Raw genomic sequence first — 22,578 nt, 5'->3', positions numbered from 1 at the left:
GCCGGGCCTCCGTTCCGCCGGACGCGGAGGCGGGGTGTCGGGTCACAATGGGCCCCGATGAACACCGATCCGGACGACGGCTGGTCCCTGGTCGTCCCCCTGAAGCCCCTTGCGCGGGCGAAGAGCAGGCTCGCCGCGACCGCGGGGGCGCTCCTGCGCCCGCGGCTCGCGCTGGCGTTCGCGCAGGACACGGTGGCCGCGGCGCTGGCGTGCGGGCGGGTGCGGGATGTGGTGGTCGTCACGGACGATCAAGCCGCCGCGGCGGCCCTGGCGGCGCTCGGGGCGCGGATCGTGCCCGACTTCCCGGCCGCCGGGCTCAACGCGGCGCTGGCGCACGGGGCGCGGACGGTACGGGATTCCCGGCCGCACGCGCGCGTGGCGGCGCTCAACGCCGATCTGCCGGCGCTGCGTCCCGCGGAGTTGGGCCGGGTCCTGGAAGCGGCGGCGGAATTCCCTCGAACATTTCTCGCGGATGCCGCCGAAATAGGTACGACATTCCTCTCGGCGGGACCGGGGGCGGAATTGGCACCTGCTTTCGGGGGCGCGTCCCGGTGCCGGCATTTGTCGTCGGGTGCGGTGGAAATACGACTGGCCGGGGTGGATTCCGTACGCCGGGACGTGGACACCGGCGAGGATCTGACGGCGGCGCTCGCACTGGGGGTCGGGCCGCGTACGGCCGCCCACTGGAACGGCACGGCCGGTGATCGCGCGGCCGGATAGGCTGCGGCCCATGCAGGCGACCGCGTACACGTACGACCCCGAGACCCGCAGCGGCAGTGTGCTGCTCGACGACGGCACCCCGGTGGAGTTCGGGGCCGAGGCCTTCGACGCGGGCGGGCTGCGGCTGCTGCGTCCGGGGCAGCGGGTGCGGATCGAGACGGAGCCGGGCACCGGTGGCGCCGGGCTACGGATCACGCTGGTGACGCTGCAGACCCTCTGAACTGACCGATTCGACTGACCGATTCGACGGACGGATTCGTTCGGGCCGAATGGGCCGAACAGGGTGCGGACGCGGCCTGCGGTCGAGGCCGAACGCGTACGGACGCGCCGCGGGCCGGCCTCCCCGAGGGGAGCCCGGCCCGGCGTGTGAGTGGCCCTTGACCCTTGTGCCGCTTACTCCTACTTCTTGGCGGCGGCCTTCTTGGCGGTGGTCTTGCGCGCCGTCGTCTTCTTGGCGGGCGCCTTCTTCGCCGTGGCCTTCTTCGCCGGCGCGGTCTTCTTGGCGACGGTCTTCTTGGCCGCGGCCGTCGTCTTCTTCGCCGGGGCGGCCTTCTTGGCCGCCGCCGTGGTCTTCTTCGCCGCGGCGGTGGTCTTCTTGACCGTGGCCTTCTTCGCGGCCGTGGTCTTCTTGACCGCGGCCTTCTTCGCGGGAGCGGCCTTCTTCGCCGCCGCCTTCCGGGCCGTGGTGGCCTTCTTGGCCGCGGCCTTCTTCACGGTCGCCGCGGCGCCGCCCGTGAGACTGCCCTTCGGCGCCTTCTTGACGGCGACCTCGCCACCCTTGGGGAGCTTCTTCGAGCCGCTGACCAGGTCCTTGAAGCCCTGACCCGCACGGAAGCGCGGAACCGAGGTCTTCTTGACCCGCACGCGCTCACCCGTCTGCGGGTTTCGGGCGTAGCGGGCCGGGCGGTCGACCTTCTCGAACGAGCCGAAGCCGGTGACCGAAACCCGGTCCCCGCCGACCACGGCACGCACGATCGCGTCCAGGACCGCGTCGACGGCGTCCGCGGCCTGCTGACGGCCGCCGACCTTGTCGGCAATCGCTTCTACGAGCTGCGCCTTGTTCACGTCTTCCCCTTCGGAGACATTGCCAGAACGAAAGTGTTCAAGCTTTTTCGCACGTTAGGCATGTATATACCGCAAATCAAACACGAAACGGGCTAATCACCCTAGTGCCGCAACGCGGAAGTGCCGTTGCGGAGTTCCTGGTGTCAGTCGTCTTCAGGGAATCGGCCCTCGTCGAGGTCCTTCATCAACCGGTCGAGACGCGTTGCCGCGTCCGCGAGATCGTGCTTCGCCGCTGCCGTGACGACCAGCAGCTTCCGGGACAGCGCCATCCTTACGCCCTCCGGGACTTGCAGTGCGCGCACTCTTGTGTGCGCTTCCTTCAATCGGGCGGCGACTGCCTCGTAGAGCTCGAGTTGGCTGTCGCGTTCCATGCACCGATTGTGCCATCTAGGGCGAGTTGTCGCCCGACGGGGTCTCAACAAGCGACTGCGCCCCCCACCGGGCGGTGGGGGGCGCAGTCGTGGAAAAGCGCTGCTCAGGCCGTAATTGTACGGGGTTTGAAGGCCGGCCTGGACGCCTCGTATGCGGCGATGTCGGCTTCGTTCTGAAGGGTGAGGCTGATGTCGTCCAGACCGTTCAGGAGCCGCCAGCGGGCGTTCTCGTCGAGCTCGAAGTCGGCGTCGATCCCGGCGGCGAGTACCTTGCGCCGCTCCAAGTCAACAGTGATTTCGGCCGTCGGGTCGGCCTCCGTCAGCTCCCAGAGCGCGTCCACCGTCTCCTGGGGCAGGACGACGGTCAGCAGACCGTTCTTCAGCGAGTTGCCGCGGAAGATGTCGGCGAACCGGGAGGAGATGACGGTCTTGAAGCCGTAGTTCTGGAGCGCCCAGACGGCGTGCTCGCGGGAGGAGCCCGTACCGAAGTCGGGGCCGGCCACCAGGACCGAGGCGCCCTGCCGCTCGGGGCGGTTGAGCACGAACTCGGAGTCCTTGCGCCAGGCCTCGAAGAGCCCGTCCTCGAAGCCGTCGCGGGTGACCTTCTTCAGCCAGTGCGCGGGGATGATCTGGTCGGTGTCGACGTTGCTGCGGCGCAGCGGGACGGCCCGGCCGGTGTGCGTGGTGAAAGCTTCCATGGTTCCTCAGACCCCCGCGGGCGTAGCGACGTCGGACAGATCGGCCGGGGAGGCCAGGTGGCCCAGTACGGCGGTGGCGGCGGCGACCTGGGGCGAGACCAGGTGCGTACGGCCACCCTTGCCCTGGCGGCCCTCGAAGTTGCGGTTGGAGGTGGACGCGGAGCGCTCACCGGGCGCCAGTTGGTCGGGGTTCATGCCCAGACACATCGAGCAGCCCGCGTGCCGCCATTCGGCGCCGGACTCCTTGAAGACCTTGTCCAGGCCCTCCTCGACGGCCTGCAGGGCGACCCGGACCGAGCCGGGGACGACCAGCATCCGCACCCCGTCGGCGACCTTGCGGCCCTCCAGCAGGGCGGCGGCGTTGCGCAGGTCCTCGATGCGGCCGTTGGTGCAGGAGCCTACGAAGACGGTGTCGACCTTGATGTCGCGCAGTGCCTGTCCGGCGGTCAACCCCATGTATTCCAGGGCCTTTTCGGCGGCGTGGCGCTCCGAAGCGTCTTCGTACGAAGCCGGGTCGGGGACGTTCGCCGAAAGCGGCGCGCCCTGGCCGGGGTTGGTGCCCCAGGTGACGAACGGCGCCAGGGCGGCGGCGTCGATGACGACCTCGGCGTCGAAGACCGCGTCCTCGTCGGACTTCAGGGTCTTCCAGTACGCGACGGCGGCGTCCCAGTCCTCGCCCTCGGGGGCGTGGGCGCGGCCCTTCAGGTACGCGAAGGTGGTCTCGTCGGGGGCGATCATGCCCGCGCGGGCGCCGGCCTCGATCGACATGTTGCAGATGGTCATCCGGGCCTCCATCGAGAGCTTCTCGATGGCGGAGCCGCGGTACTCCAGGATGTAGCCCTGGCCGCCGCCGGTGCCGATCTTGGCGATGATCGCCAGGATCAGGTCCTTGGCGGTGACGTCCTCGGGCAGCTCGCCGTCGATCGTGATCGCCATGGTCTTGGGGCGGGCCAGCGGCAGCGTCTGGGTGGCGAGCACGTGCTCGACCTGGCTGGTGCCGATGCCGAACGCCAGCGCGCCGAAGGCGCCGTGCGTGGAGGTGTGGGAGTCACCGCAGACCACGGTGGTGCCGGGCTGGGTCAGGCCCAGCTGGGGGCCCACGACGTGCACGACGCCCTGCTCGACGTCGCCCAGCGGGTGCAGCCGGACACCGAACTCGGCACAGTTCTTGCGCAGGGTCTCCAACTGGGCGCGGGAGACCGGGTCGGCGATCGGCTTGTCGATGTCGATGGTCGGGGTGTTGTGGTCCTCGGTGGCGATGGTGAGGTCGAGGCGCCGCACCGGCCGGCCGTTCTGGCGGAGCCCGTCGAAGGCCTGGGGGCTGGTCACCTCGTGCAGCAGGTGCAGATCGATGAAGAGGAGGTCGGGCTCGCCCTCGGCGCGCCGGACGACGTGGTCGTCCCAGACCTTCTCCGCGAGTGTCCTACCCATCGCTTTCCCTCCGGCCGACGTGATAGCCGACACAACTAGAGACCCGTTTCGCGTGCCGTTGTGCGGCCGCCTCACCAGGGTCGCAAGATCCCAGGAAAATTGAACTTGCGTTTCACAGAGTGAGACGTGAATATCGTTTCATGGACAACTCTAGCGGCGTGGGCGTTCTCGACAAGGCAGCCCTTGTCCTGAGCGCCCTGGAGTCCGGTCCGGCCACCCTCGCAGGTCTGGTCGCGGCGACGGGACTCGCACGACCCACGGCACATCGCCTCGCCGTGGCACTGGAACACCACCGGATGGTGGCGCGCGACATGCAGGGCCGGTTCATTCTCGGCCCGCGCCTGTCGGAGCTCGCCGCCGCGGCCGGTGAGGACCGTCTGCTCGCCACGGCGGGCCCGGTACTGACGCATCTGCGCGATGTCACCGGCGAGAGCGCCCAGCTCTACCGGCGCCAGGGCGACATGCGCATCTGTGTCGCGGCCGCCGAGCGGCTGTCCGGCCTTCGGGACACCGTCCCGGTCGGCTCGACGCTGACGATGAAGGCCGGCTCCTCGGCGCAGATCCTGATGGCCTGGGAGGAGCCCGAGCGGCTCCACCGCGGTCTGCAGGGCGCCCGCTTCACGGCGACGGCCCTGTCGGGCGTACGGCGCCGTGGCTGGGCCCAGTCGATCGGCGAGCGGGAGCCGGGCGTGGCGTCCGTCTCCGCACCCGTACGCGGCCCCTCGAACCGCGTGGTGGCCGCCGTGTCGGTCTCCGGACCGATCGAGCGCCTGACGCGCCACCCGGGCCGTATGCACGCCCAAGCGGTCATCGACGCCGCCGCCCGCCTCTCCGAGGCGCTCCGCCGCAACGGCTGATCCTCCTCCGTCCCTTCTGCACAACTCCGGCCCACCGCTTCAACGCCGCAGCGGTGGGCCGGAGTTGTGCATAGGGACGCCGAACAGCGAAGAAGCCCTCCCCCGAAGGGAAGGGCTTCCTCGTCTTGTACCCCCGACCGGATTCGAACCGGCGCTACCGCCTTGAGAGGGCGGCGTGCTAGGCCGCTACACAACGGGGGCCTTGCGGATGCGATCCGCGTACGTGCAGATGAGCTCTGCGAGCTGGCCTACCAGGACTCGAACCTAGAATGACGGTACCAGAAACCGTAGTGTTGCCAATTACACCATAGGCCATTGCGGTCTAGACCATGAGGCTCAGACCAGTACCCCCGACCGGATTCGAACCGGCGCTACCGCCTTGAGAGGGCGGCGTGCTAGGCCGCTACACAACGGGGGCCCTAGCGATCCCACCCGGCACACGAGGCGCCGGGTGATGTCACCGCATGATCACCGGGAGCGACCCTGGTGATCCGCAGGATGGATCTGTACCCCCGACCGGATTCGAACCGGCGCTACTGCCGTGAGAGGGCAGCGTGCTAGGCCGCTACACAACGGGGGCTTTGCGGATCTGGAATCCGCGTGGTGCAGATGAGCTCTGCGAGCTGGCCTACCAGGACTCGAACCTAGACTAACGGAACCAGAAACCGTCGTGCTGCCAATTACACCATAGGCCACCAAAACGCGATCCCCCGCGAAGGGGATCTTGTTCGGGCTTGCGCTCCGGAGGGTTTCTGCCTTTCGGCTTGCTCCCCTCGGCGCAGGAAGAACATTACCTGAAGGTGTCCGGCGCTCCAAAACGGGTATCCCCGCGCAGCAGGCCGGGCAGCTGGTGGAGGTCGGTGATCCGGGTCAGTTCGGGCCGGCCGCCGGTGTCGGCCCGGTCCAGCCAGATGCCCCGGAGCCCCGCCCCGTCCGCCCCCGAAGCGTCGATGTCCGGATGATCTCCGACGTACGCCACGTCGCCCGGGGCCAGATCGAGGGCGGCGCAGGCGGCGTGGAAGGCCTCGGCGGCCGGCTTGGCGACACCGAGCTCCGCCGCGCAGACGACGGCCTCGAAGCGGTCCCGTACGCCGAGCACGCGCAGCTTGCGGTCCTGGTTGTGGATCGAGGAGTTCGACAGGACGGCGTGACGGTAGTCACCGGCCAGCAGGTCAAGCACGGGTACGGCGTCGGGGAAGAGCTCCCAGGCCGCCTCGTAGTGCGCCACGTACCGCGCGAACCAGGCGTCGGCCTCGGGTGCGGTCAGCGCGGGCGCCGCGAGGAAGTCCCGTACCCGCTCGCGCCGCTGCTCCTGGAAGTCCACCCCACCGGCCTCGAACCGCCGCCAGTGGACGGCGGTGAGCTCCTGCCAACGCCGGAGGGCCCGGTCGGCGGAGTCGAATCCGTCCACCAGGCCCTCGGCGGTGAGATGGTCACGCATGCCCGTCAGGTCGGCACGGGAGTAGTCGAAGATCGTGTCGTCCACGTCCCAGAGGACCGCGCGGATGGCCATACGTCGACGGTACCGCCCCCTTGCCGGGGGCTCGGGGGTTATCCCCCGAAGAGCACAGTGTCCACGTCCCAGAGGACCGCGCGGATGGCCATACGTCGACGGTACCGCCCCCTTGCCGGGGCTCGGCGGGGGTTATCCCCCGAAGAGCACATACGGCTCGGCATGTGGCCGGGATTACGCCGCCAGCTTCGCCAGCGCCGCGTCGATGCGGGTCAGCGTCTTCTCCTTGCCCAGGATCTCCAGGGACTCGAAGAGCGGCAGGCCGACCGTGCGGCCGGTGACGGCTACACGGACCGGGGCCTGGGCCTTGCCGAGCTTGAGGCCGTGCTCCTCGCCGGCGGCCAGGACGGCGTTCTTGAGGGACTCCGGGTCGCTCCAGTCGGCCGCCTCCAGCTTGGCGCGCGCGGTGGTCAGGAGGGCCGCCGGCTCACCCTTCATGGCCTTGTCCCACGAGGGCTGGTCGAAGACCGGCTCGGGCAGGAAGAGGAAGTCCACGTTCGCGGTGATGTCGGAGAGGACCGTGACGCGGGTCTGGGCGTAAGGGGCGATGGTCTCCCACGCGGCGCGGTCGAAGTCCTCCGGCGCCCAGTTGGCGTGCGGGGCCTGGAGCCAGGGCTCGCAGGCCGCGGCGAACGCCTTCTCGTCGAGCATGCGGATGTGGTCCGCGTTGATCGACTCGGCCTTCTTCAGGTCGAAGCGCGCCGGGTTCGCGTTGACGTCCGCGATGTCGAACTTCTCCACCATCTGCTCGATCGTGAAGATGTCCTGGTCCGCCGAGAACGACCAGCCCAGGAGGGAGAGGTAGTTCAGCAGGCCCTCGGCGAGGAAGCCGCGCTCCCGGTAGACGTTGAGGGAGGCCTGCGGGTCGCGCTTGGAGAGCTTCTTGTTGCCCTCGCCCATCACGTACGGCAGGTGGCCGAAGGCCGGGATCTCCTTGGCGATGCCCAGCTCGATCAGCGCCTTGTAGAGCGCGATCTGGCGCGGTGTGGAGGAGAGCAGGTCCTCGCCGCGCAGGACGTGGGTGATCTCCATCAGGGCGTCGTCGACCGGGTTGACCAGGGTGTACAGCGGGGCGCCGTTGGCGCGCACGATGCCGTAGTCCGGGACGTTGTCCGGGGTGAAGGTGAGCTCGCCGCGGACCAGGTCGGTGAAGGTGATCGGCTCGTCGGGCATCCGGAAGCGGACGATCGACTCGCGGCCCTCGGCGCGGTAGCGCTCGATGCGGTCGGCGCTCAGGTTGCGGCAGGTGCCGTCGTAGCCGGAGGGCTTGCCGGCCAGGCGGGCGGCGTCGCGACGGACCTCGAGCTCCACGGCGGTGCAGAAGCAGTGGTACGCGTACCCGCCGGCGAGCAGCTTCTCGGCGACGTCGCGATAGATGTCCATCCGCTGCGACTGGCGGTACGGGGCGTGCGGGCCGCCGACCTCGTCCGGGCCCTCGTCCCACGTGAAGCCGAGCCAGCGCAGCGAGTCGAGCAGCTGCTCGTACGACTCCTCGGAGTCGCGGGCCGCGTCGGTGTCCTCGATGCGGAAGACGAACGTACCGCCGTGGTGGCGGGCGAAGGCCCAGTTGAACAGGGCGGTGCGGACCAGGCCCACGTGGGGGTTGCCGGTCGGGGAGGGACAGAAACGGACGCGGATCGCGTTAGCCACGCTTGATCACCTTGTTGGTGAGAGTGCCGATGCCTTCGATGGTGACGGCGACCTCGTCGCCGACGTTGAGGGGGCCGACCCCGGCCGGAGTACCGGTGAGGATGACGTCGCCCGGGAGCAGCGTCATGGCCTCGGAGATGTGGACGACGAGGTCCTCGATGGAGCGGATCATGTCGCTCGTACGACCGAGCTGGCGCTGTTCGCCGTTGACCGTGGCCTGGATGGTGAGGTCGCCCGCGGCGGCCGGAGAGAGACCGGTCTCCACCCAGGGGCCCAGCGGGCAGCTGGTGTCGAAGCCCTTGGCCCGGGCCCACTGCTTCTCGCGCTTCTGCGCGTCGCGCGCGGTGACGTCGTTGGCGCAGGTGTAGCCGAAGATGACGTCCTTGACCCGCTCGCGCGGCACCTCGCGGCACATCCGGCCGATCACGACGGCCAGTTCGGCCTCGTGGTGCAGTTCGTTCGAGAAGGAGGGGTACTCGATGGCGTCGCCGGGGCCGATCACGGAGGTCGTCGGCTTGAAGAAGGCGACGGGAACCTCGGGGACCTCGTTGCCGAGTTCGGCGGCGTGCTCCGCGTAGTTGCGGCCGATGCCCACGACCTTGTTGGGGAGCACGGGCGGCAGGAGCCGTACCTTGCTGAGCGGGACCTTGGTGCCGCTGAGCTCGAAGTCGGTGTACGGGATGCCCTTGATGATGTCGAGGACGAGGCCGCCGGACTCGACGGTTCCCTCACCCTCGACGGCGCCGAAGGCGACATTGCCGTCGATGGAGAATCTGGCGATGCGCACGAGTGCTGTCGCCCCTCACTTGGTACTGGCTGGAGTCTGACGCTCCAGGCTAACGCGGCGAGGGGCGCCGCCCCGCGTATTACTGTGCGGGCTGAGCGGCCTCGGGGGCGGTCATGAGGACCGTGCGGCGCGGGTTGGCCGTCTGCGTGGGGAGAGCGAGCGCGTGCTCCGGCTGTGCGCCCCGGCCGAGCCGCTCGGCGTCCTCGAGGTGGGCGAGGGTGGTGCGGCGGGGGTTGGCCGTGGAGCGGAGCAGCATCGTCGTCTTCATCGGGCGCCTTTACAGAGCGGATGGTTTGTAAAGCGTCAGGCTAAACGTCTCCTTCCCTTCGAATGCATGGGGGAGACAACGATCCTGGTGTGAGTTTGCTCACCACAGCACTGACAATCCAGGCATTACGGACCGTCATCCAGGGGCACGGAAACGGACAATGCACCACTGAATGCTCCATTCCGCTCCTGATCATCTCGACTGGGACACCCCGCCTCCATGACTCTTTGGAGGTAGTACGTCCGATTCCTCCGTGATCATCTTCTACGTGGGGTGACATGATGGGCACGAATTGTCATGGCACTCACGGACGGGCACGCGGCCCTTGTTGGAGATCGAGCACTGTGCTGGAATTCCACGCACCGCCGCGGTTTGGAGCCGGCGCGCAGGGGGCGCAACGCAGCGCCGGGTGAGCGGCGGGGAAGGGGGATCTGCGCCGGTCATCGACGACCACCACTGGGGCGCATTCCGCGTCCCGAGACGCCGACACCGTCCGATCCGTTCACGCGGAAGGACGCCTGGTCCAGAGGTTGCGACGCTAGTGCAGGGACGATTCAAGAGGGACAGCGCTGCTGCCGAGCAGGAGCCTCGCGCCGGGACCGACCGCGCCCAGAACCCGGGTCAGGGTCCGGCCGGCGAAGGCGGTGACGGCGCCACGCGCAACGGCACCGCGAACGCCGCCTCCGAGTCCACCGCGCCCGCCGCCAAGAAGCCCAAGGCGGAGAACGCCGTAGGGCCCCGAATAGCCCTGCGCAACTGGCGCATCTCCACGCGACTGGTCGCCCTGCTGACCCTCCCCGTGGTCGCGGCCACCAGCCTCGGCGGCATCCGGATCAGCGAATCGCTCCAGGACATGGAGCAGCTGGACCACATGCAGCTGCTCACCAAGCTGACCGAAGAGGCGACCGACCTCGCCAAGGCCCTGCAGGCCGAGCGCGACCTGTCGGCCGGTCCGCTGGCCAACGGCAAGTCGGCCAACGACTACCAGGTCGCCAACCCGCGCAAGACCACGGACCGGGCCCAGAAGGCGTTCATGGACGCCACCGCGGAGATCCCGGCCACCGAGGGCGACGAGGCGCTGCAGAGCATCCGCCAGAACGTCAGCCAGATCGCGGCCCAGGTCGTCCAGATCGGCGGCATCCGCCAGGAGGCGTACAAGGCGGGCGTCGCGCGCTCGGTGACGGTCGAGGCGTACAGCCGGCTCATCCGCTCGCTGCTCAGCCTCTCCCAGGACATGGCGCAGGCGACCAGCAACCCCGAGATGATCAAGCGGACCCGGGCCCTCGCGGCCTTCTCGTCCGCCAAGGAGTACGCCTCGGTCCAGCAGGCGATCATCGCCTCCGCGCTGCCCACCAGCGACAGCCGCGCCGGCAAGCTGGAGGCCGGTGACCGTCTCTACGGCTACGCCGCCCAGCAGGGCGAGAAGGTCCAACTCAAGCAGTTCCAGACCATCTACGAGTCGGCCGGCGGCGACTCCGACGAGCTGACCAGCACGCTGACCACCGGCAACCCGTCCATCGACGCCGCCGACAAGTACTCGGACCGGGTGCTGTCCAACGACTCCGGCATGGCCGGCCGCGCCCCGCGCGGTCACCTGAACTTCACGGACGAGTACGGCACCAAGATCCAGGCCATGACGCGCATCGAGGCCTATCTGCTCGACCAGATGGAGACCAAGGCGCGCGAACTGCGTTCGGAGTCGCAGCGCGAGGCGATCATCAACGGCGCGCTGATCCTGCTCGTCCTCGGTGTCTCCCTCGTCGGCGCCTTCGTCGTGGCCCGGTCCATGATCCGCTCGCTGCGCCGGCTCCAGGACACCGCCACCAAGGTCGCCCAGGACCGGCTGCCCGAGCTCGTCAAGCAGCTCTCCGAGTCGGACCCGCAGGACGTCGACACCTCCGTCGAGTCCGTCGGTGTGCACTCCCGGGACGAGATCGGCCAGGTGGCCGCGGCCTTCGACGACGTGCACCGCGAGGCGGTCCGCCTCGCCGCCGAGCAGGCCCTCCTGCGGGGCAACGTCAACGCGATGTTCACCAACCTCTCGCGCCGCTCCCAGGGCCTCATCCAGCGTCAGCTGTCGCTCATCTCCGAGCTGGAGTCCCGCGAGGCCGACCCGGACCAGCTCTCCTCGCTCTTCAAGCTCGACCACCTCGCCACCCGTATGCGCCGGAACGGCGAGAACCTCCTCGTCCTCGCCGGTGAGGAGCCGGGCCGCCGGTGGACCCGTCCGGTCCCGCTGGTCGACGTGCTCCGTGCCGCCGCCTCCGAGGTGGAGCAGTACGAGCGCATCGAACTGGCCGCCGTCCCGGCGACCGAGGTAGCGGGCCGGGTCGTCAACGACCTCGTGCACCTCCTCGCCGAGCTGCTGGAGAACGCCACGTCGTTCTCCTCGCCGCAGACCAAGGTCCGGGTCACGGGTCACGCGCTGCCCGACGGCCGCGTCCTCGTCGAGATCCACGACACCGGCATCGGCCTCTCCCCCGAGGACCTCGCCGCGATCAACGAGCGGCTCGCCTCGCCGCCCACCGTGGACGTCTCCGTCTCCCGCCGCATGGGTCTGTTCGTGGTCGGCCGCCTGTCCCTGCGACACGGCATCCGCATCCAGCTGCGCCCCTCGGACTCCGGCGGCACCACGGCGCTCGTCATGCTCCCGGTCGACGTCGCCCAGGGCGGCAAGAAGCCCGCGCCCAAGTCGGGTCCCGGTGGCCAGGGCGCGATGCCGCAGGGCCCGTCCGCCCCCGGTGGCCGGCTGACCGGTGGTCCCGGCGCGGCCGGCGGTGCCGGCAACGGTGGCCGTCCGGGTCTCGGCGGTGCTCCGACGGGGGCCGCGGGCCGGCTCGCCGCCGGTGCGGGTGCCGCCCGCGGTCAGGTCGGCGCGGGCAGCGGTCCGCGTGCGGCGCTGCCGGGCCGGGAGGGTGTGCCGCGCCAGAACGGTCCGCAGGACCGGGCGCAGGGCCAGGCCCAGCAGCCCCAGCCGCAGAGCGCCCAGACCGAGCAGATGCCGCAGGTCTCCGCGGAGCCGCAGCGTCCGGGCCTCGGCGCCGGTGGCTTCGGCGGCGCGCAGAGCGCCATCCCGTCCCGTACGGACGTCTGGGGCGGTCAGAAGAACCAGGGACAGCAGGGCCAGGGACAGCAGGGCCAGGGGCAGCAGGGCCAGGGGCAGCAGCAGGGCCAGAACCAGGGTCAGCAGCAGGGCGGCTACCCGCGCGCCGAGCTTCCCGGTGGCAACCCGCAGCAGCAGCGTCCGCAGTCCACGAGCTGGGGCAACGACCAGGCACAGCCGGTCCGCCGCCCGCAGCAGGAGATGTCGCCGCTGGACGCTCCGCGCGGCCACGAGGAGCCGGAGAGCACGGGCCAGTTCGCCCGCCCGGCGGCGCCTCAGGGACCGGGCTCCACGGGCCAGTTCCCGCGCCCCGACCTCGGGCACCAGCAGGCCCCGCAGGCGTACCAGCCCGGAGCGCAGGACCCGGCGTCCACCGCCCAGTTCCCGCGCCCGGACTTCGGCCAGCCGCAGCAGGCCCCGCAGGGGTACCAGCAGCAGGCCCCGCAGGCCCCCGCGCCTGCCCCGGCCCCGCGCCAGCGCGGCGGCGGCGACTACGGTGCGCCCCGCCCGGCCGGGAACCTGCCGCAGCAGCCGCAGCAGCCCCAGCTCCAGCAGCCCCGTCAGCCCGAGGCGCTGCCGCCGGCCGGCAGCTCGGCCGGCGCGCGTACCCCGCTGTACGACACGCTGGAGACCAACTGGTTCAACCAGAGCCAGGGCCAGAGCGGTCAGGGCGGTCAGAGCGGCCACGGCCAGGACGGCCACGGTCACCAGGCTCCGCAGGCGCACGCCCCCCAGTCCGCGCCGCAACAGCCCGCTCCCCAGCGCCGCCCCGCCCCGCAGCAGCAGGGCGGCGGCCAGCAGGCCGGTCAGCAGCCGGGCGGTCCCGCCTCGTGGCGGACCTCGCCCAACGACGAGCTGGTGCGCCAGGCCGAGCGGGTCCGTAAGCCGGCGGCCGGGGGGATCACCACCTCCGGGCTGCCGAAGCGCGTACCGCGCGCCAACCTCGTACCCGGGACCGCGCAGGAGCAGGCCCACACGGCCGGCCCGCAGGTCTCGCGTGCGCCCGATGACGTCCGCGGCCGCCTCACCAACCTGCGCCGTGGCATCCAGCAGGGCCGCCAGGCAGGCAACTCCACCACGGGCAGCTTTCCCACCGGCCCCACCCACCAGCAGGAGCACTAGTTGAGCGCGATGAGCCAGGCTGCGCAGAATCTGAACTGGTTGATCACCAACTTCGTGGACAACACCCCCGGGGTGTCCCACACGGTGGTGGTCTCCGCCGACGGTCTGCTCCTTGCCATGTCGGAAGGATTCCCCCGCGACCGCGCCGACCAGCTGGCGGCGGTCGCGTCCGGACTGACCTCGCTGACCGCGGGAGCGTCCCGGATCTTCGAGGGCGGAGCCGTCGCCCAGACGGTCGTGGAGATGGAGCGCGGCTTCCTCTTCCTGATGTCGGTCTCCGACGGTTCCTCGCTGGCCGTGCTCGCGCACCCGGAGTGCGACATCGGCCTCGTGGGCTACGAGATGACGCTGCTGGTCGACCGGGCCGGCAGTGTCCTCACCCCGGATCTCCGCGCCGAACTCCAGGGCAGCCTGCTGCACTAGACCCGTACCGTTGCACGTAGCGACAGGGCGGTACGCCCCTCCGTACCGCCCTGGGCACCAGAAACCGTCCGGCCGCCCCATCCGGCCCCCCACCGGCCCCATCGCACGGCATGACCTCGTGCCGTCACGCCCGGAGGATTCATGACCCCGCCCCCCGCCTCTCACGATCCGTACGGCGCCTCCCTCGACGAGTCGTACGGATATGAGGGCGACCAGCCGCTGGTCCGGCCCTACGCCATGACCGGCGGCCGGACCCGGCCGCGGTACCAACTCGCGATAGAGGCCCTGGTCAGCACCACGGCCGACCCGGCGCACCTCGCCACCCTGCTCCCGGAGCACCAGCGGATCTGCCACCTGTGCCGTGAGGTCAAGTCGGTGGCGGAGGTGTCGGCCCTGCTGTCGATGCCGCTCGGTGTGGCCCGGATCCTCGTCGCCGACCTGGCGGAGGCGGGCATGGTGTCGATCCACCAGCCGGGTAACGGAGAGGCCGGCGGCACGCCGGACGTGACACTGCTCGAAAGGGTGCTCAGTGGACTTCGCAAGCTCTAGCGGCGGTGCGGCCCGGTCGACCACCAGCGCGAAGATCGTGGTGGCGGGTGGCTTCGGCGTGGGCAAGACCACGTTCGTCGGCGCCGTCTCGGAGATCAACCCGCTGCGTACCGAGGCCGTCATGACGTCTGCGTCCGCGGGCATCGACGACCTCACGCACACCGGCGACAAGACGACGACGACTGTCGCCATGGACTTCGGCCGCATCACGCTGGACCAGGACCTGATCCTGTACCTCTTCGGTACGCCGGGTCAGGACCGCTTCTGGTTCATGTGGGACGACCTGGTGCGCGGCGCGATCGGCGCGGTCGTGCTCGTGGACACCCGCCGTCTCGCCGACTGCTTCCCGGCGGTCGACTACTTCGAGAACAGCGGCCTGCCGTTCGTCATCGCGCTGAACGGGTTCGAGGGCCACCAGCCGTACAACCCGGAGGAGGTCCGCGAGGCCCTCCAGATCGGTCCGGACACCCCGATCATCACCACGGACGCCCGCCACCGCACCGACGCCAAGAGCGCGCTGATCACGCTCGTGGAGCACGCGTTGATGGCACGACTCAAGTAGAAGAACGCGTACGGAAGTTGTCGTACGCCTTTCGTGAGCGTCCTGTGTCCTTTGCCACGGTCCACGCTCGCGTTCATAACGTTTCGACAGAGAATTGCGGCGCCACGGACACCCGACGCATCCGATCGGTACCGCTGCGCTCACCTGAGCCCCGCCATTTGGCGGGGCTCGTTCTTTATGCCCGTTTTATCTAGGGGTCAGGTCGGTGAAAACCGGAGCTCAGGGCTGTTTGGAAGGGAGCCCTTGCACGTGCTGCAATTCATGAACTCCCGAGTAGTACGGCCCTGAACGAAACACCGGCACAACGTAGGTGCCGACGCCGAGAGGTTGTTGGTCGAGTGAGGCGAAGCAAGGAAAGCTCCGCGGAGCAGCAGGCGCGTGGCAACTTCACGCCGCCTGCGCGCATGGTCGCGTCACCCGCGGAGGTGCCCGCGACGCCCCAGGCCACGAGCACGGGGAGCTCCAGCAAGCTGTCCCCGCGCAACTGGCGAGTACCGACCAAGCTGAACGCGATCCTCCTCATACCCGTGCTGGTCGGCCTGGTCATGGGCGGCTTCCAGGTGAACGGGGCGATCAACACCTGGCAGGAGGCGCAGAACGCCGAGAAGACGGCGCTGATCGTGCGCGCCGCCTCGGAGTACAGCCGGGCGCTGCTCGACGAGCGTGACCTGACCGCCGCTCCCCTGCTGACGGCCAAGTCCGCCGAGGACCGCAAGAGCGACGAGGTCACCAAGGCGTACGCCGCCACCGACGCCGCCAAGGTCAAGTTCGACGAGGCCGTCAAGAACATGCCGGAGGGCGAGGGCCTGGAGCGCCGCCTGAAGCTGTTCCATGACGAGGAGCCCAAGCTCGAGAAGCTCCGCGAGGCCGCGTACACCCGCGCCCTCGACCCGGTGAACACCCAGCTCGGGTACACCGGCGTCCAGCACTACCTGATGCAGTTCTCCAACGAGCTCGGTCTCGGCACGACCAACGTCACCGCCTACGGCAAGACGCTCTACGCCATCCAGCTCGCCAAGGGCGCCGAGTCGCTGCAGCGCTCGATCGCCACCCAGCTCCTCGTCCGGCCCAGCCAGAAGGCCGACGTCTTCGCGCAGCAGTCGGTGGCGCTCAACTCGTACAACTACCTGGAGCAGATCGCTCTCGGTGAGTACAACTCCGGCGGCACCCAGGCGGACGTGGACCGGCTGAAGCAGGTCATGGCCGGGAAGGCCGCCGAGGGCGAGAAGAAGATGCAGGCGGCCGGCATCACCCTGCCCAAGGGCGCCGACGGTTCCGTCTTCACCGGGATGGCCCAGGAGATCGGTGCCGCCAAGGACGCCGACGCGATCAAGGACCTCCAGAAGAAGGGCATCACGCCCGAGACCTGGCTGGCCGTGGCCACCGGCAAGTTCGAGGGCTACAACGAGGTCGAGAAGGAGCTCGTCGACAAGGCCGTGGCCGAGGCCGGCGACATCTCCTCGGACGCCCAGACCGACGCCTACGTCATCGGTGGCATCGTCGTCATCGCCCTCCTCGCCGCCTTCATCATCGCCGGGATGATGGCCCGCCAGATGAGCCGCTCGATGCGCGAGCTGCGCACCGCCGCCTTCGCCGTCGCCGAGCAGCGCCTGCCGATGCTCGTCGACCAGCTGTCGCGGACCGAGCCGGGCCGGGTCGACACCCGGGTCCAGCCGATCCCGATCGACACCCAGGACGAGATCGGCGAGGTCGCCCGCGCCTTCGACCAGGTCCACCGCGAGGCCGTCCGGCTCGCCGCCGAGCAGGCCATGCTCCGGGGCAACGTCAACGCGATCTTCACCAACCTGTCGCGCCGCAACCAGTCGCTGATCGAGGGCCAGCTGACCCTCATCACCGACCTGGAGAACAACGAGGCCGACCCGGACCAGCTGGAGAACCTCTTCAAGCTGGACCACCTGGCCACCCGTATGCGCCGCAACGGCGAGAACCTCCTGGTCCTCGCCGGCGAGGAGCCGGGCCGCCGCTGGGACCAGCCGGTGCCGCTGGTCGACGTGATGCGCGCCGCCTCCTCCGAGGTGGAGCAGTACGAGCGCATCGAGCTGGCCGGTGTCCCGGAGGCCGAGATCCACGGCCAGGCCGTGACCGACCTCGTGCACCTGCTCGCCGAGCTCCTGGAGAACGCCACCACGTTCTCCTCCCCGCAGACCAAGGTCCGCGTCACCGCGACCCGGCTGCCCGACGGCCGCGTGATGGTCGAGATCCACGACAAGGGCATCGGCCTCACCGCCGAGGACTTCGCGGACATCAACCACAAGCTGGCCAACCCGCCGACCGTGGACGCCGCCGTCTCGCAGCGCATGGGCCTGTTCGTGGTCGGCCGCCTCGCCGACCGGCACGGGGTCCGCGTCCAGCTGCGCCCCTCGGGCGAGCAGGCCGGTACGACCTCGCTCGTCATGCTGCCCGACGCGATCACCCACGGTGGTGGTGGCGAGCAGCTGCCCGAGAACGACTTCACGGTCTCGCAGATCATCCCGCAACAGCAGCAGCACGCCTTCACGCCGGTGCAGCAGCCGATGCGGACCGCGGCGGAGCTCGGCTTCGACGACTCCCGCTACGAGCAGCCGGCGGACGACCGCCAGCTCGACCCGGTGAACCGTTCGCTGATGCGCGAGGAGCGCCGGGCGGCCCTGGAGTCGCAGGCGCAGGGCGGCGAACGTCCGCTCTTCCGGGACGAGATCGACCCCGCGCACCAGGGCTACGGGCAGCAGGAGCAGGAGTTCGGCCAGCAGGACTTCGGCCAGCAGCAGGAGTACGGGCAGGAGTACGCGCCCGACTTCGGCCAGCAGGCTCAGCAGGCCCAGCAGCACGACGGTTACGACTACTCCCAGCAGGGCTACGACGGCTACGGCCAGCCCGCCGCCGGGTACGCCGAGACCGGCTATGCGGAAGCCCCGTACCAGGGCGGACAGGCCGACCAGGCGGCATACGAGCAGGCCTACGAGCCCCAGGGCCAGCAGGCCGAGTGGCCGGGTCAGAGCACCTATCAGGGCGGCTACGAGCAGAGCTACGGGGCAGAAGCGGAATCTGCTCCGAGCGCTCCCGAACCGGCCGCCGAGCGCGTAGGCTTCGGTCCGGGTTCGAAGCCGACCCCCACCCCGGAAGCCGGCCACGCGATGACCGATGCCGGTCTGCCGCGCCGCGGCAGCACGGCGGCGCAGGGCCCGCAGCCCTCGCGGCAGACGGCCCAGCAGCCGGTGCAGCAGCCGGCGCCGGTCCAGCAGAACGAAGCCGACGGTTCCGACGAATGGCGCTCGACGAACGACGAGCGCTGGCAGCGGGCCGAGAAGCTCCGCGACCCGAAGGCGGGCGGAGTCACCTCCTCCGGTCTTCCGAAGCGGGTCCCCAAGGCCAATCTGGTCGAGGGCACGGCGGAGCAGACCCCGCAGGGCGGCCCCCAGGTCTCCCGCGCCCCCGAGGACGTCCGGGGCAGGTTGAGCAACCTGCGCCGCGGTGTCCAGCAGGGACGCACGGCGGGGACGGACACGAACGGATCGGGCCTCGGCCCGGGCAGTACCTACAACCAGGAGCGTTAGTGTGAGCATGAGCCAGGCGGCGCAGAATCTGAACTGGTTGATCACCAACTTCGTGGACAACACCCCCGGGGTGTCGCACACGGTGGTGGTCTCCGCCGACGGACTCCTGCTGGCGATGTCCGAGGGGTTCCCCCGGGACCGCGCCGACCAGCTGGCGGCCGTCGCCTCCGGACTGACCTCGCTGACCGCGGGCGCGTCCCGGATCTTCGAGGGCGGTGCGGTCAACCAGACGGTCGTGGAGATGGAGCGCGGCTTCCTCTTCATCATGTCGGTCTCGGACGGCTCTTCGCTGGCCGTACTCGCGCACCCGGAGGCCGACATCGGTCTCGTGGGCTACGAGATGGCCCTCCTCGTCGACCGTGCGGGCAGCGTCCTGACGCCTGACCTCCGGGCAGAACTGCAGGGAAGTCTTCTCAACTAACAGACAGACAGTGCGTTTCACGCCACCGCCCCGTAAGGTGCGGTGGCGCGGCTCCACAGGGACATGGACCGCGAGGCAGTCGGAGGAGGAGACGTGGGGACACCCCCGGGCGGACACCCGTACAACGGTTTTGACGTGCACGCGCAGGGAGACGCGCAGAACCGGTTCAACTTCCCCTCTGCCCCCAGCAGACAGGGCACGCAGCAGCCCTATCAACACCCGCAGGCGCAGCAGCCCTCGCCGGCGCCGCCCGCGGCCCAGCGGAACCCGGGTGGCGCGGGTGGCGCGGGTGGCGCGGGCAGCCGCCCGAGCGGGAACCACAACCCGCTCGTGCGCCCGTACGCCATGACCGGCGGCCGGACCCGGCCGCGTTACCAGCTCGCCATCGAGGCGCTGGTCAGTACGACGGCCGATCCGGCCCGGCTGCAGGGGCAGTTGCCCGAGCACCAGCGGATCTGCCGGCTGTGTTTCGAGATCAAGTCGGTGGCCGAAATCTCGGCCCTGCTCTCCATTCCTCTCGGCGTTGCCCGGATTCTCGTCGCCGACCTGGCGGAGGCCGGACTTGTCGCCATCCACCAGCCCGGCGGCGACGAGGCCGCCGGCGGTCAGCCAGACGTGACACTGCTCGAAAGGGTGCTCAGTGGACTTCGCAAGCTCTAGCGGCGGCGCGGCCCGTTCAACCACCAGCGCGAAGATCGTGGTGGCGGGTGGCTTCGGCGTGGGCAAGACCACGTTCGTCGGCGCCGTCTCGGAGATCAACCCGCTGCGTACCGAGGCCGTCATGACGTCTGCGTCCGCGGGCATCGACGACCTCACGCACACCGGCGACAAGACGACGACGACTGTCGCCATGGACTTCGGCCGCATCACGCTGGACCAGGACCTGATCCTGTACCTCTTCGGTACGCCGGGTCAGGACCGCTTCTGGTTCATGTGGGACGACCTGGTGCGCGGCGCGATCGGCGCGGTCGTGCTCGTGGACACCCGCCGTCTCGCCGACTGCTTCCCGGCGGTCGACTACTTCGAGAACAGCGGCCTGCCGTTCGTCATCGCGCTGAACGGGTTCGACGGGCACCAGCCGTACAACCCGGAGGAGGTCCGCGAGGCCCTCCAGATCGGCCCGGACACCCCGATCATCACGACGGACGCGCGGCATCGGGCGGACGCGAAGAGCGCGCTGATCACGCTCGTGGAGCACGCACTGATGGCCCGCCTGCGGTAGCCGTCCCGACGGACGTACGGAGAAGGCCCGAGCACCGGACGGTGCTCGGGCCTTCTCGTTCCCCCACCCCGCCCTCCCCCAGACTTCGTCCGGGGGGACCCCCATCCCGAAACCCTGCCGGGGGCTGGGGGCGGGGGGTTTCTCGGGGGGCTTCGCCCCCGGGCCCCCGGGATCGCGGCAGCTTCGCGCCGCGGTGCCGGGCCGGCCCACCCCACGGAACGGCGCCCCTGGCGGGCGCGTCCGTCTTCAGGCCCTGGCCGGCATGCCGAAGGCCCCCGTCCCTTGCGGGAGCGGGGGCCTCGGAGGTACGGGGGGTCAGCCCTGCCAGGAGTGGGAGGGGCGGAAGCCCGACTGGCGTTCCAGGCGGCGCCAGCCGGCCGTGGAGCGGGCGGACGTCGCCTCGTCCGCGGGCTGGGCGGCGGCGCGGGCGAGGAGGACGGCGGTGATCGCGGCCAGCTCCTCGGGGTCGGCGTGGCCCTTCTCGACGCGGAGAAGGCTGGCTGTGGCAGGCGTGGTCACTTCGGTGGGCTCCTCTTACTGAGGCGGGTTGCCGTGCTTGCGGGACGGCAGGTCGGCGTGCTTGGTGCGGAGCATGGCGAGGGACCGGATGAGGACCTCCCGCGTCTCGACGGGGTCGATCACGTCGTCGACCAGGCCGCGCTCCGCGGCGTAGTACGGGTGCATCAGCTCGGCCTTGTACTCCTTGACCATGCGCGCCCGCATGGCGTCCGAGTCCTCGGCCTCCGCGATCTGCTTGCGGAAGATGACGTTGGCGGCACCTTCGGCGCCCATCACCGCGATCTCGTTCGTGGGCCAGGCGTAGGTCAGGTCGGCGCCGATGGACTGGCTGTCCATGACGATGTACGCGCCGCCGTACGCCTTGCGCAGGATCAGGCTGATCCGCGGCACGGTCGCGTTGCAGTACGCGTACAGCAGCTTCGCGCCGTGGCGGATGATTCCACCGTGCTCCTGGTCGACGCCCGGCAGGAAGCCGGGTACGTCCAGAAGGGTGACGATCGGGATATTGAAAGCATCGCACATCTGGACGAAACGGGCGGCCTTCTCACTCGCCTCGATGTCCAGAACGCCGGCCAGCGACTGCGGCTGGTTCGCCACGATGCCGACGACCTGGCCGTCCAGGCGGGCCAGCGCGCAGATGATGTTGCGGGCCCAGCGCTCGTGGATCTCCAGGTAGTCGCCGTCGTCGACGAGCTCCTCGATCACCTTGTGCATGTCGTACGGACGGTTCCCGTCGGCCGGGACCAGGTCGAGCAGGACGTCCGAGCGGCGGTCCGCCGGGTCCTCGGAGGCCACGGTCGGCGGGTTCTCGCGGTTGTTCTGCGGCAGCATCGACAGGAGGTAGCGCACCTCAGCGATGCAGGTCTCCTCGTCGTCGTACGCGAAGTGCGCGACGCCGCTCGTCTCGGCGTGCACGTCCGCGCCGCCGAGGCCGTTCTGGGTGATCTCCTCGCCGGTGACCGCCTTGACGACGTCCGGGCCGGTGATGAACATCTGCGAGGTCTCGCGGACCATGAAGACGAAGTCCGTGAGCGCCGGGCTGTACGCCGCTCCGCCCGCGCACGGGCCCAGCATCACCGAAATCTGCGGGATGACACCCGAGGCGCGCGTGTTGCGCTGGAAGATGCCGCCGTAACCGGCGAGCGCCGAGACGCCCTCCTGGATCCGGGCGCCCGCGCCGTCGTTCAGCGAGACCAGCGGAGCGCCGGCCGCGATCGCCATGTCCATGATCTTGTGGATCTTCGTGGCGTGGGCCTCGCCCAGCGCGCCGCCGAAGATCCGGAAGTCGTGCGCGTAGACGAAGACCGTACGGCCCTCGACCGTGCCCCAGCCGGTGATGACACCGTCGGTGTACGGCTTCTTGGCCTCCAGGCCGAAGCCGGTGGCGCGGTGCCGGCGCAGCTGCTCGACCTCGTTGAAGGAACCAGGGTCGAGCAGCAGCTCGATGCGCTCACGAGCGGTGAGCTTGCCCTTGGCGTGCTGCGCCTCGGTCGCCCGGTCGCTCGGTCCGCGCCGGGCCTCCTCGCGCAGGGCGTGCAGCTCGGCCACACGGCCTCGGGCGTCGGTCGGCTCGCTCGGGATCTGGTCCACAACGGTCATGTACCGACCCTACGAAGCCGACCAAGGAAATCCCGCCGTTGACTCCGTACAGTCTCCCGTCCCGAATCCTGGTGGAGTAAGACAGAACCGCCTGCCATGCGGGTCGACCCGACAGCGCAGGGACCCTTGCTTTTGTCGGGTCTC

At 70.0% G+C, this 22,578-nt stretch carries 21 protein-coding genes and 5 tRNA genes; 11 read left to right on the top strand and 15 right to left on the bottom strand.

The window, feature by feature from the left end:
• Positions 1–57 precede the first annotated feature (57 nt).
• Entirely contained in the window at positions 58–720 is a 663-nt protein-coding gene (gene cofC, locus Q5762_RS31250) for a 2-phospho-L-lactate guanylyltransferase (RefSeq protein ID WP_315895640.1), read from the top strand.
• Between the two features lie 10 nt (positions 721–730).
• Positions 731–940 carry a hypothetical protein gene (locus Q5762_RS31245; RefSeq protein WP_315895639.1) on the top strand — a complete coding sequence of 70 codons (210 nt, stop codon included), beginning with the start codon at positions 731–733 and terminating at the stop codon, positions 938–940.
• 179 nt (positions 941–1,119) lie between these two features.
• Here the strand turns inward: Q5762_RS31245 and Q5762_RS31240 are convergent, their stop codons facing one another.
• The 4 genes from Q5762_RS31240 to leuC all read right to left on the bottom strand — a co-directional run bounded on the left by Q5762_RS31240 (position 1,120) and on the right by leuC (position 4,285).
• Positions 1,120–1,785, bottom strand: coding sequence for an HU family DNA-binding protein (locus tag Q5762_RS31240; RefSeq protein WP_315895638.1), 666 nt, complete (start codon positions 1,783–1,785; stop codon positions 1,120–1,122).
• Positions 1,786–1,928: 143 nt separating this feature from the next.
• A complete protein-coding gene (locus Q5762_RS31235; RefSeq protein ID WP_031013922.1) occupies positions 1,929–2,156 on the bottom strand; it encodes a hypothetical protein in 228 nt (75 codons plus the stop codon).
• 104 nt (positions 2,157–2,260) lie between these two features.
• A complete protein-coding gene (gene leuD / locus Q5762_RS31230) occupies positions 2,261–2,854 on the bottom strand; it encodes a 3-isopropylmalate dehydratase small subunit (protein ID WP_315895637.1) in 594 nt (197 codons plus the stop codon).
• A gap of 6 nt (positions 2,855–2,860) precedes the next feature.
• Positions 2,861–4,285 (bottom strand): 3-isopropylmalate dehydratase large subunit, encoded by a 1,425-nt coding sequence (leuC, locus tag Q5762_RS31225; RefSeq protein WP_315895636.1) that lies wholly within the window; start codon positions 4,283–4,285, stop codon positions 2,861–2,863.
• 140 nt (positions 4,286–4,425) lie between these two features.
• Between leuC and ndgR the strand changes: the two genes are divergently transcribed.
• The gene (ndgR, locus tag Q5762_RS31220) at positions 4,426–5,142 is read left to right on the top strand and encodes an IclR family transcriptional regulator NdgR (RefSeq protein WP_017235973.1); all 717 of its coding nucleotides are present in this window, start codon (positions 4,426–4,428) and stop codon (positions 5,140–5,142) included.
• Between the two features lie 128 nt (positions 5,143–5,270).
• Here ndgR and Q5762_RS31215 read toward each other — a convergent pair.
• From Q5762_RS31215 to Q5762_RS31175, 9 genes are all read right to left on the bottom strand, one after another.
• Positions 5,271–5,343: transfer RNA gene (locus Q5762_RS31215), tRNA-Glu, on the bottom strand.
• 42 nt (positions 5,344–5,385) lie between these two features.
• A tRNA-Gln gene (locus Q5762_RS31210) sits at positions 5,386–5,457 on the bottom strand.
• Positions 5,458–5,487: 30 nt separating this feature from the next.
• Positions 5,488–5,560: transfer RNA gene (locus Q5762_RS31205), tRNA-Glu, on the bottom strand.
• An 89-nt stretch (positions 5,561–5,649) separates the two neighbouring features.
• Positions 5,650–5,722, bottom strand: a tRNA-Glu gene (locus Q5762_RS31200).
• Between the two features lie 43 nt (positions 5,723–5,765).
• A tRNA-Gln gene (locus tag Q5762_RS31195) sits at positions 5,766–5,837 on the bottom strand.
• A 95-nt stretch (positions 5,838–5,932) separates the two neighbouring features.
• A complete protein-coding gene (locus tag Q5762_RS31190) occupies positions 5,933–6,655 on the bottom strand; it encodes an HAD family hydrolase (RefSeq protein WP_315895635.1) in 723 nt (240 codons plus the stop codon).
• 174 nt (positions 6,656–6,829) lie between these two features.
• Entirely contained in the window at positions 6,830–8,305 is a 1,476-nt protein-coding gene (gene gltX, locus Q5762_RS31185; protein WP_315895634.1) for a glutamate--tRNA ligase, read from the bottom strand.
• Positions 8,298–9,092, bottom strand: a complete 795-nt coding sequence (locus tag Q5762_RS31180) for a fumarylacetoacetate hydrolase family protein (protein ID WP_315895633.1) — start codon at positions 9,090–9,092, stop codon at positions 8,298–8,300. The genes gltX and Q5762_RS31180 overlap by 8 nt, the downstream gene beginning before the upstream one ends.
• A gap of 79 nt (positions 9,093–9,171) precedes the next feature.
• Entirely contained in the window at positions 9,172–9,360 is a 189-nt protein-coding gene (locus tag Q5762_RS31175) for a hypothetical protein (RefSeq protein WP_315895632.1), read from the bottom strand.
• 541 nt (positions 9,361–9,901) lie between these two features.
• On the opposite strand from Q5762_RS31175, the gene Q5762_RS31170 reads away from it, so the two are divergent.
• The 8 genes from Q5762_RS31170 (at position 9,902) to Q5762_RS31135 (ending at position 20,316) form a co-directional block, all read left to right on the top strand.
• Positions 9,902–13,585, top strand: coding sequence for a nitrate- and nitrite sensing domain-containing protein (locus Q5762_RS31170; RefSeq protein WP_315895631.1), 3,684 nt, complete (start codon positions 9,902–9,904; stop codon positions 13,583–13,585).
• Between the two features lie 9 nt (positions 13,586–13,594).
• Complete coding sequence (locus Q5762_RS31165; protein WP_315895653.1) at positions 13,595–14,008, top strand: roadblock/LC7 domain-containing protein; 414 nt, start codon at positions 13,595–13,597, stop codon at positions 14,006–14,008.
• Between the two features lie 141 nt (positions 14,009–14,149).
• Positions 14,150–14,557, top strand: coding sequence for a DUF742 domain-containing protein (locus tag Q5762_RS31160; RefSeq protein WP_315895630.1), 408 nt, complete (start codon positions 14,150–14,152; stop codon positions 14,555–14,557).
• Positions 14,538–15,119, top strand: a complete 582-nt coding sequence (locus Q5762_RS31155) for an ATP/GTP-binding protein (protein WP_315895629.1) — start codon at positions 14,538–14,540, stop codon at positions 15,117–15,119. The genes Q5762_RS31160 and Q5762_RS31155 overlap by 20 nt, the downstream gene beginning before the upstream one ends.
• A 338-nt stretch (positions 15,120–15,457) precedes the next feature.
• The gene (locus Q5762_RS31150) at positions 15,458–18,673 is read left to right on the top strand and encodes a nitrate- and nitrite sensing domain-containing protein (RefSeq protein WP_315895628.1); all 3,216 of its coding nucleotides are present in this window, start codon (positions 15,458–15,460) and stop codon (positions 18,671–18,673) included.
• Between the two features lie 7 nt (positions 18,674–18,680).
• Positions 18,681–19,094 carry a roadblock/LC7 domain-containing protein gene (locus tag Q5762_RS31145; protein WP_053725133.1) on the top strand — a complete coding sequence of 138 codons (414 nt, stop codon included), beginning with the start codon at positions 18,681–18,683 and terminating at the stop codon, positions 19,092–19,094.
• A 93-nt stretch (positions 19,095–19,187) separates the two neighbouring features.
• A complete protein-coding gene (locus tag Q5762_RS31140; RefSeq protein ID WP_315895627.1) occupies positions 19,188–19,754 on the top strand; it encodes a DUF742 domain-containing protein in 567 nt (188 codons plus the stop codon).
• Positions 19,735–20,316 (top strand): ATP/GTP-binding protein, encoded by a 582-nt coding sequence (locus Q5762_RS31135; protein WP_050791473.1) that lies wholly within the window; start codon positions 19,735–19,737, stop codon positions 20,314–20,316. The genes Q5762_RS31140 and Q5762_RS31135 overlap by 20 nt, the downstream gene beginning before the upstream one ends.
• Before the next feature lie 315 nt (positions 20,317–20,631).
• On the opposite strand, the gene Q5762_RS31130 is transcribed toward Q5762_RS31135, so the two are convergent.
• Both Q5762_RS31130 and Q5762_RS31125 read right to left on the bottom strand, forming a co-directional pair.
• Entirely contained in the window at positions 20,632–20,835 is a 204-nt protein-coding gene (locus tag Q5762_RS31130) for an acyl-CoA carboxylase subunit epsilon (protein ID WP_315895626.1), read from the bottom strand.
• Between the two features lie 15 nt (positions 20,836–20,850).
• Positions 20,851–22,434: an acyl-CoA carboxylase subunit beta gene (locus Q5762_RS31125; protein ID WP_315895625.1), complete on the bottom strand. Its 1,584-nt coding sequence runs from the start codon at positions 22,432–22,434 to the stop codon at positions 20,851–20,853.
• Positions 22,435–22,578: the final 144 nt, after the last annotated feature.

This window comes from Streptomyces sp. P9(2023) (assembly GCF_032436795.1).
Classification (GTDB): Bacteria; Actinomycetota; Actinomycetes; order Streptomycetales; family Streptomycetaceae; genus Streptomyces.
This window is presented reverse-complemented; position numbering and strand designations above follow the sequence as displayed.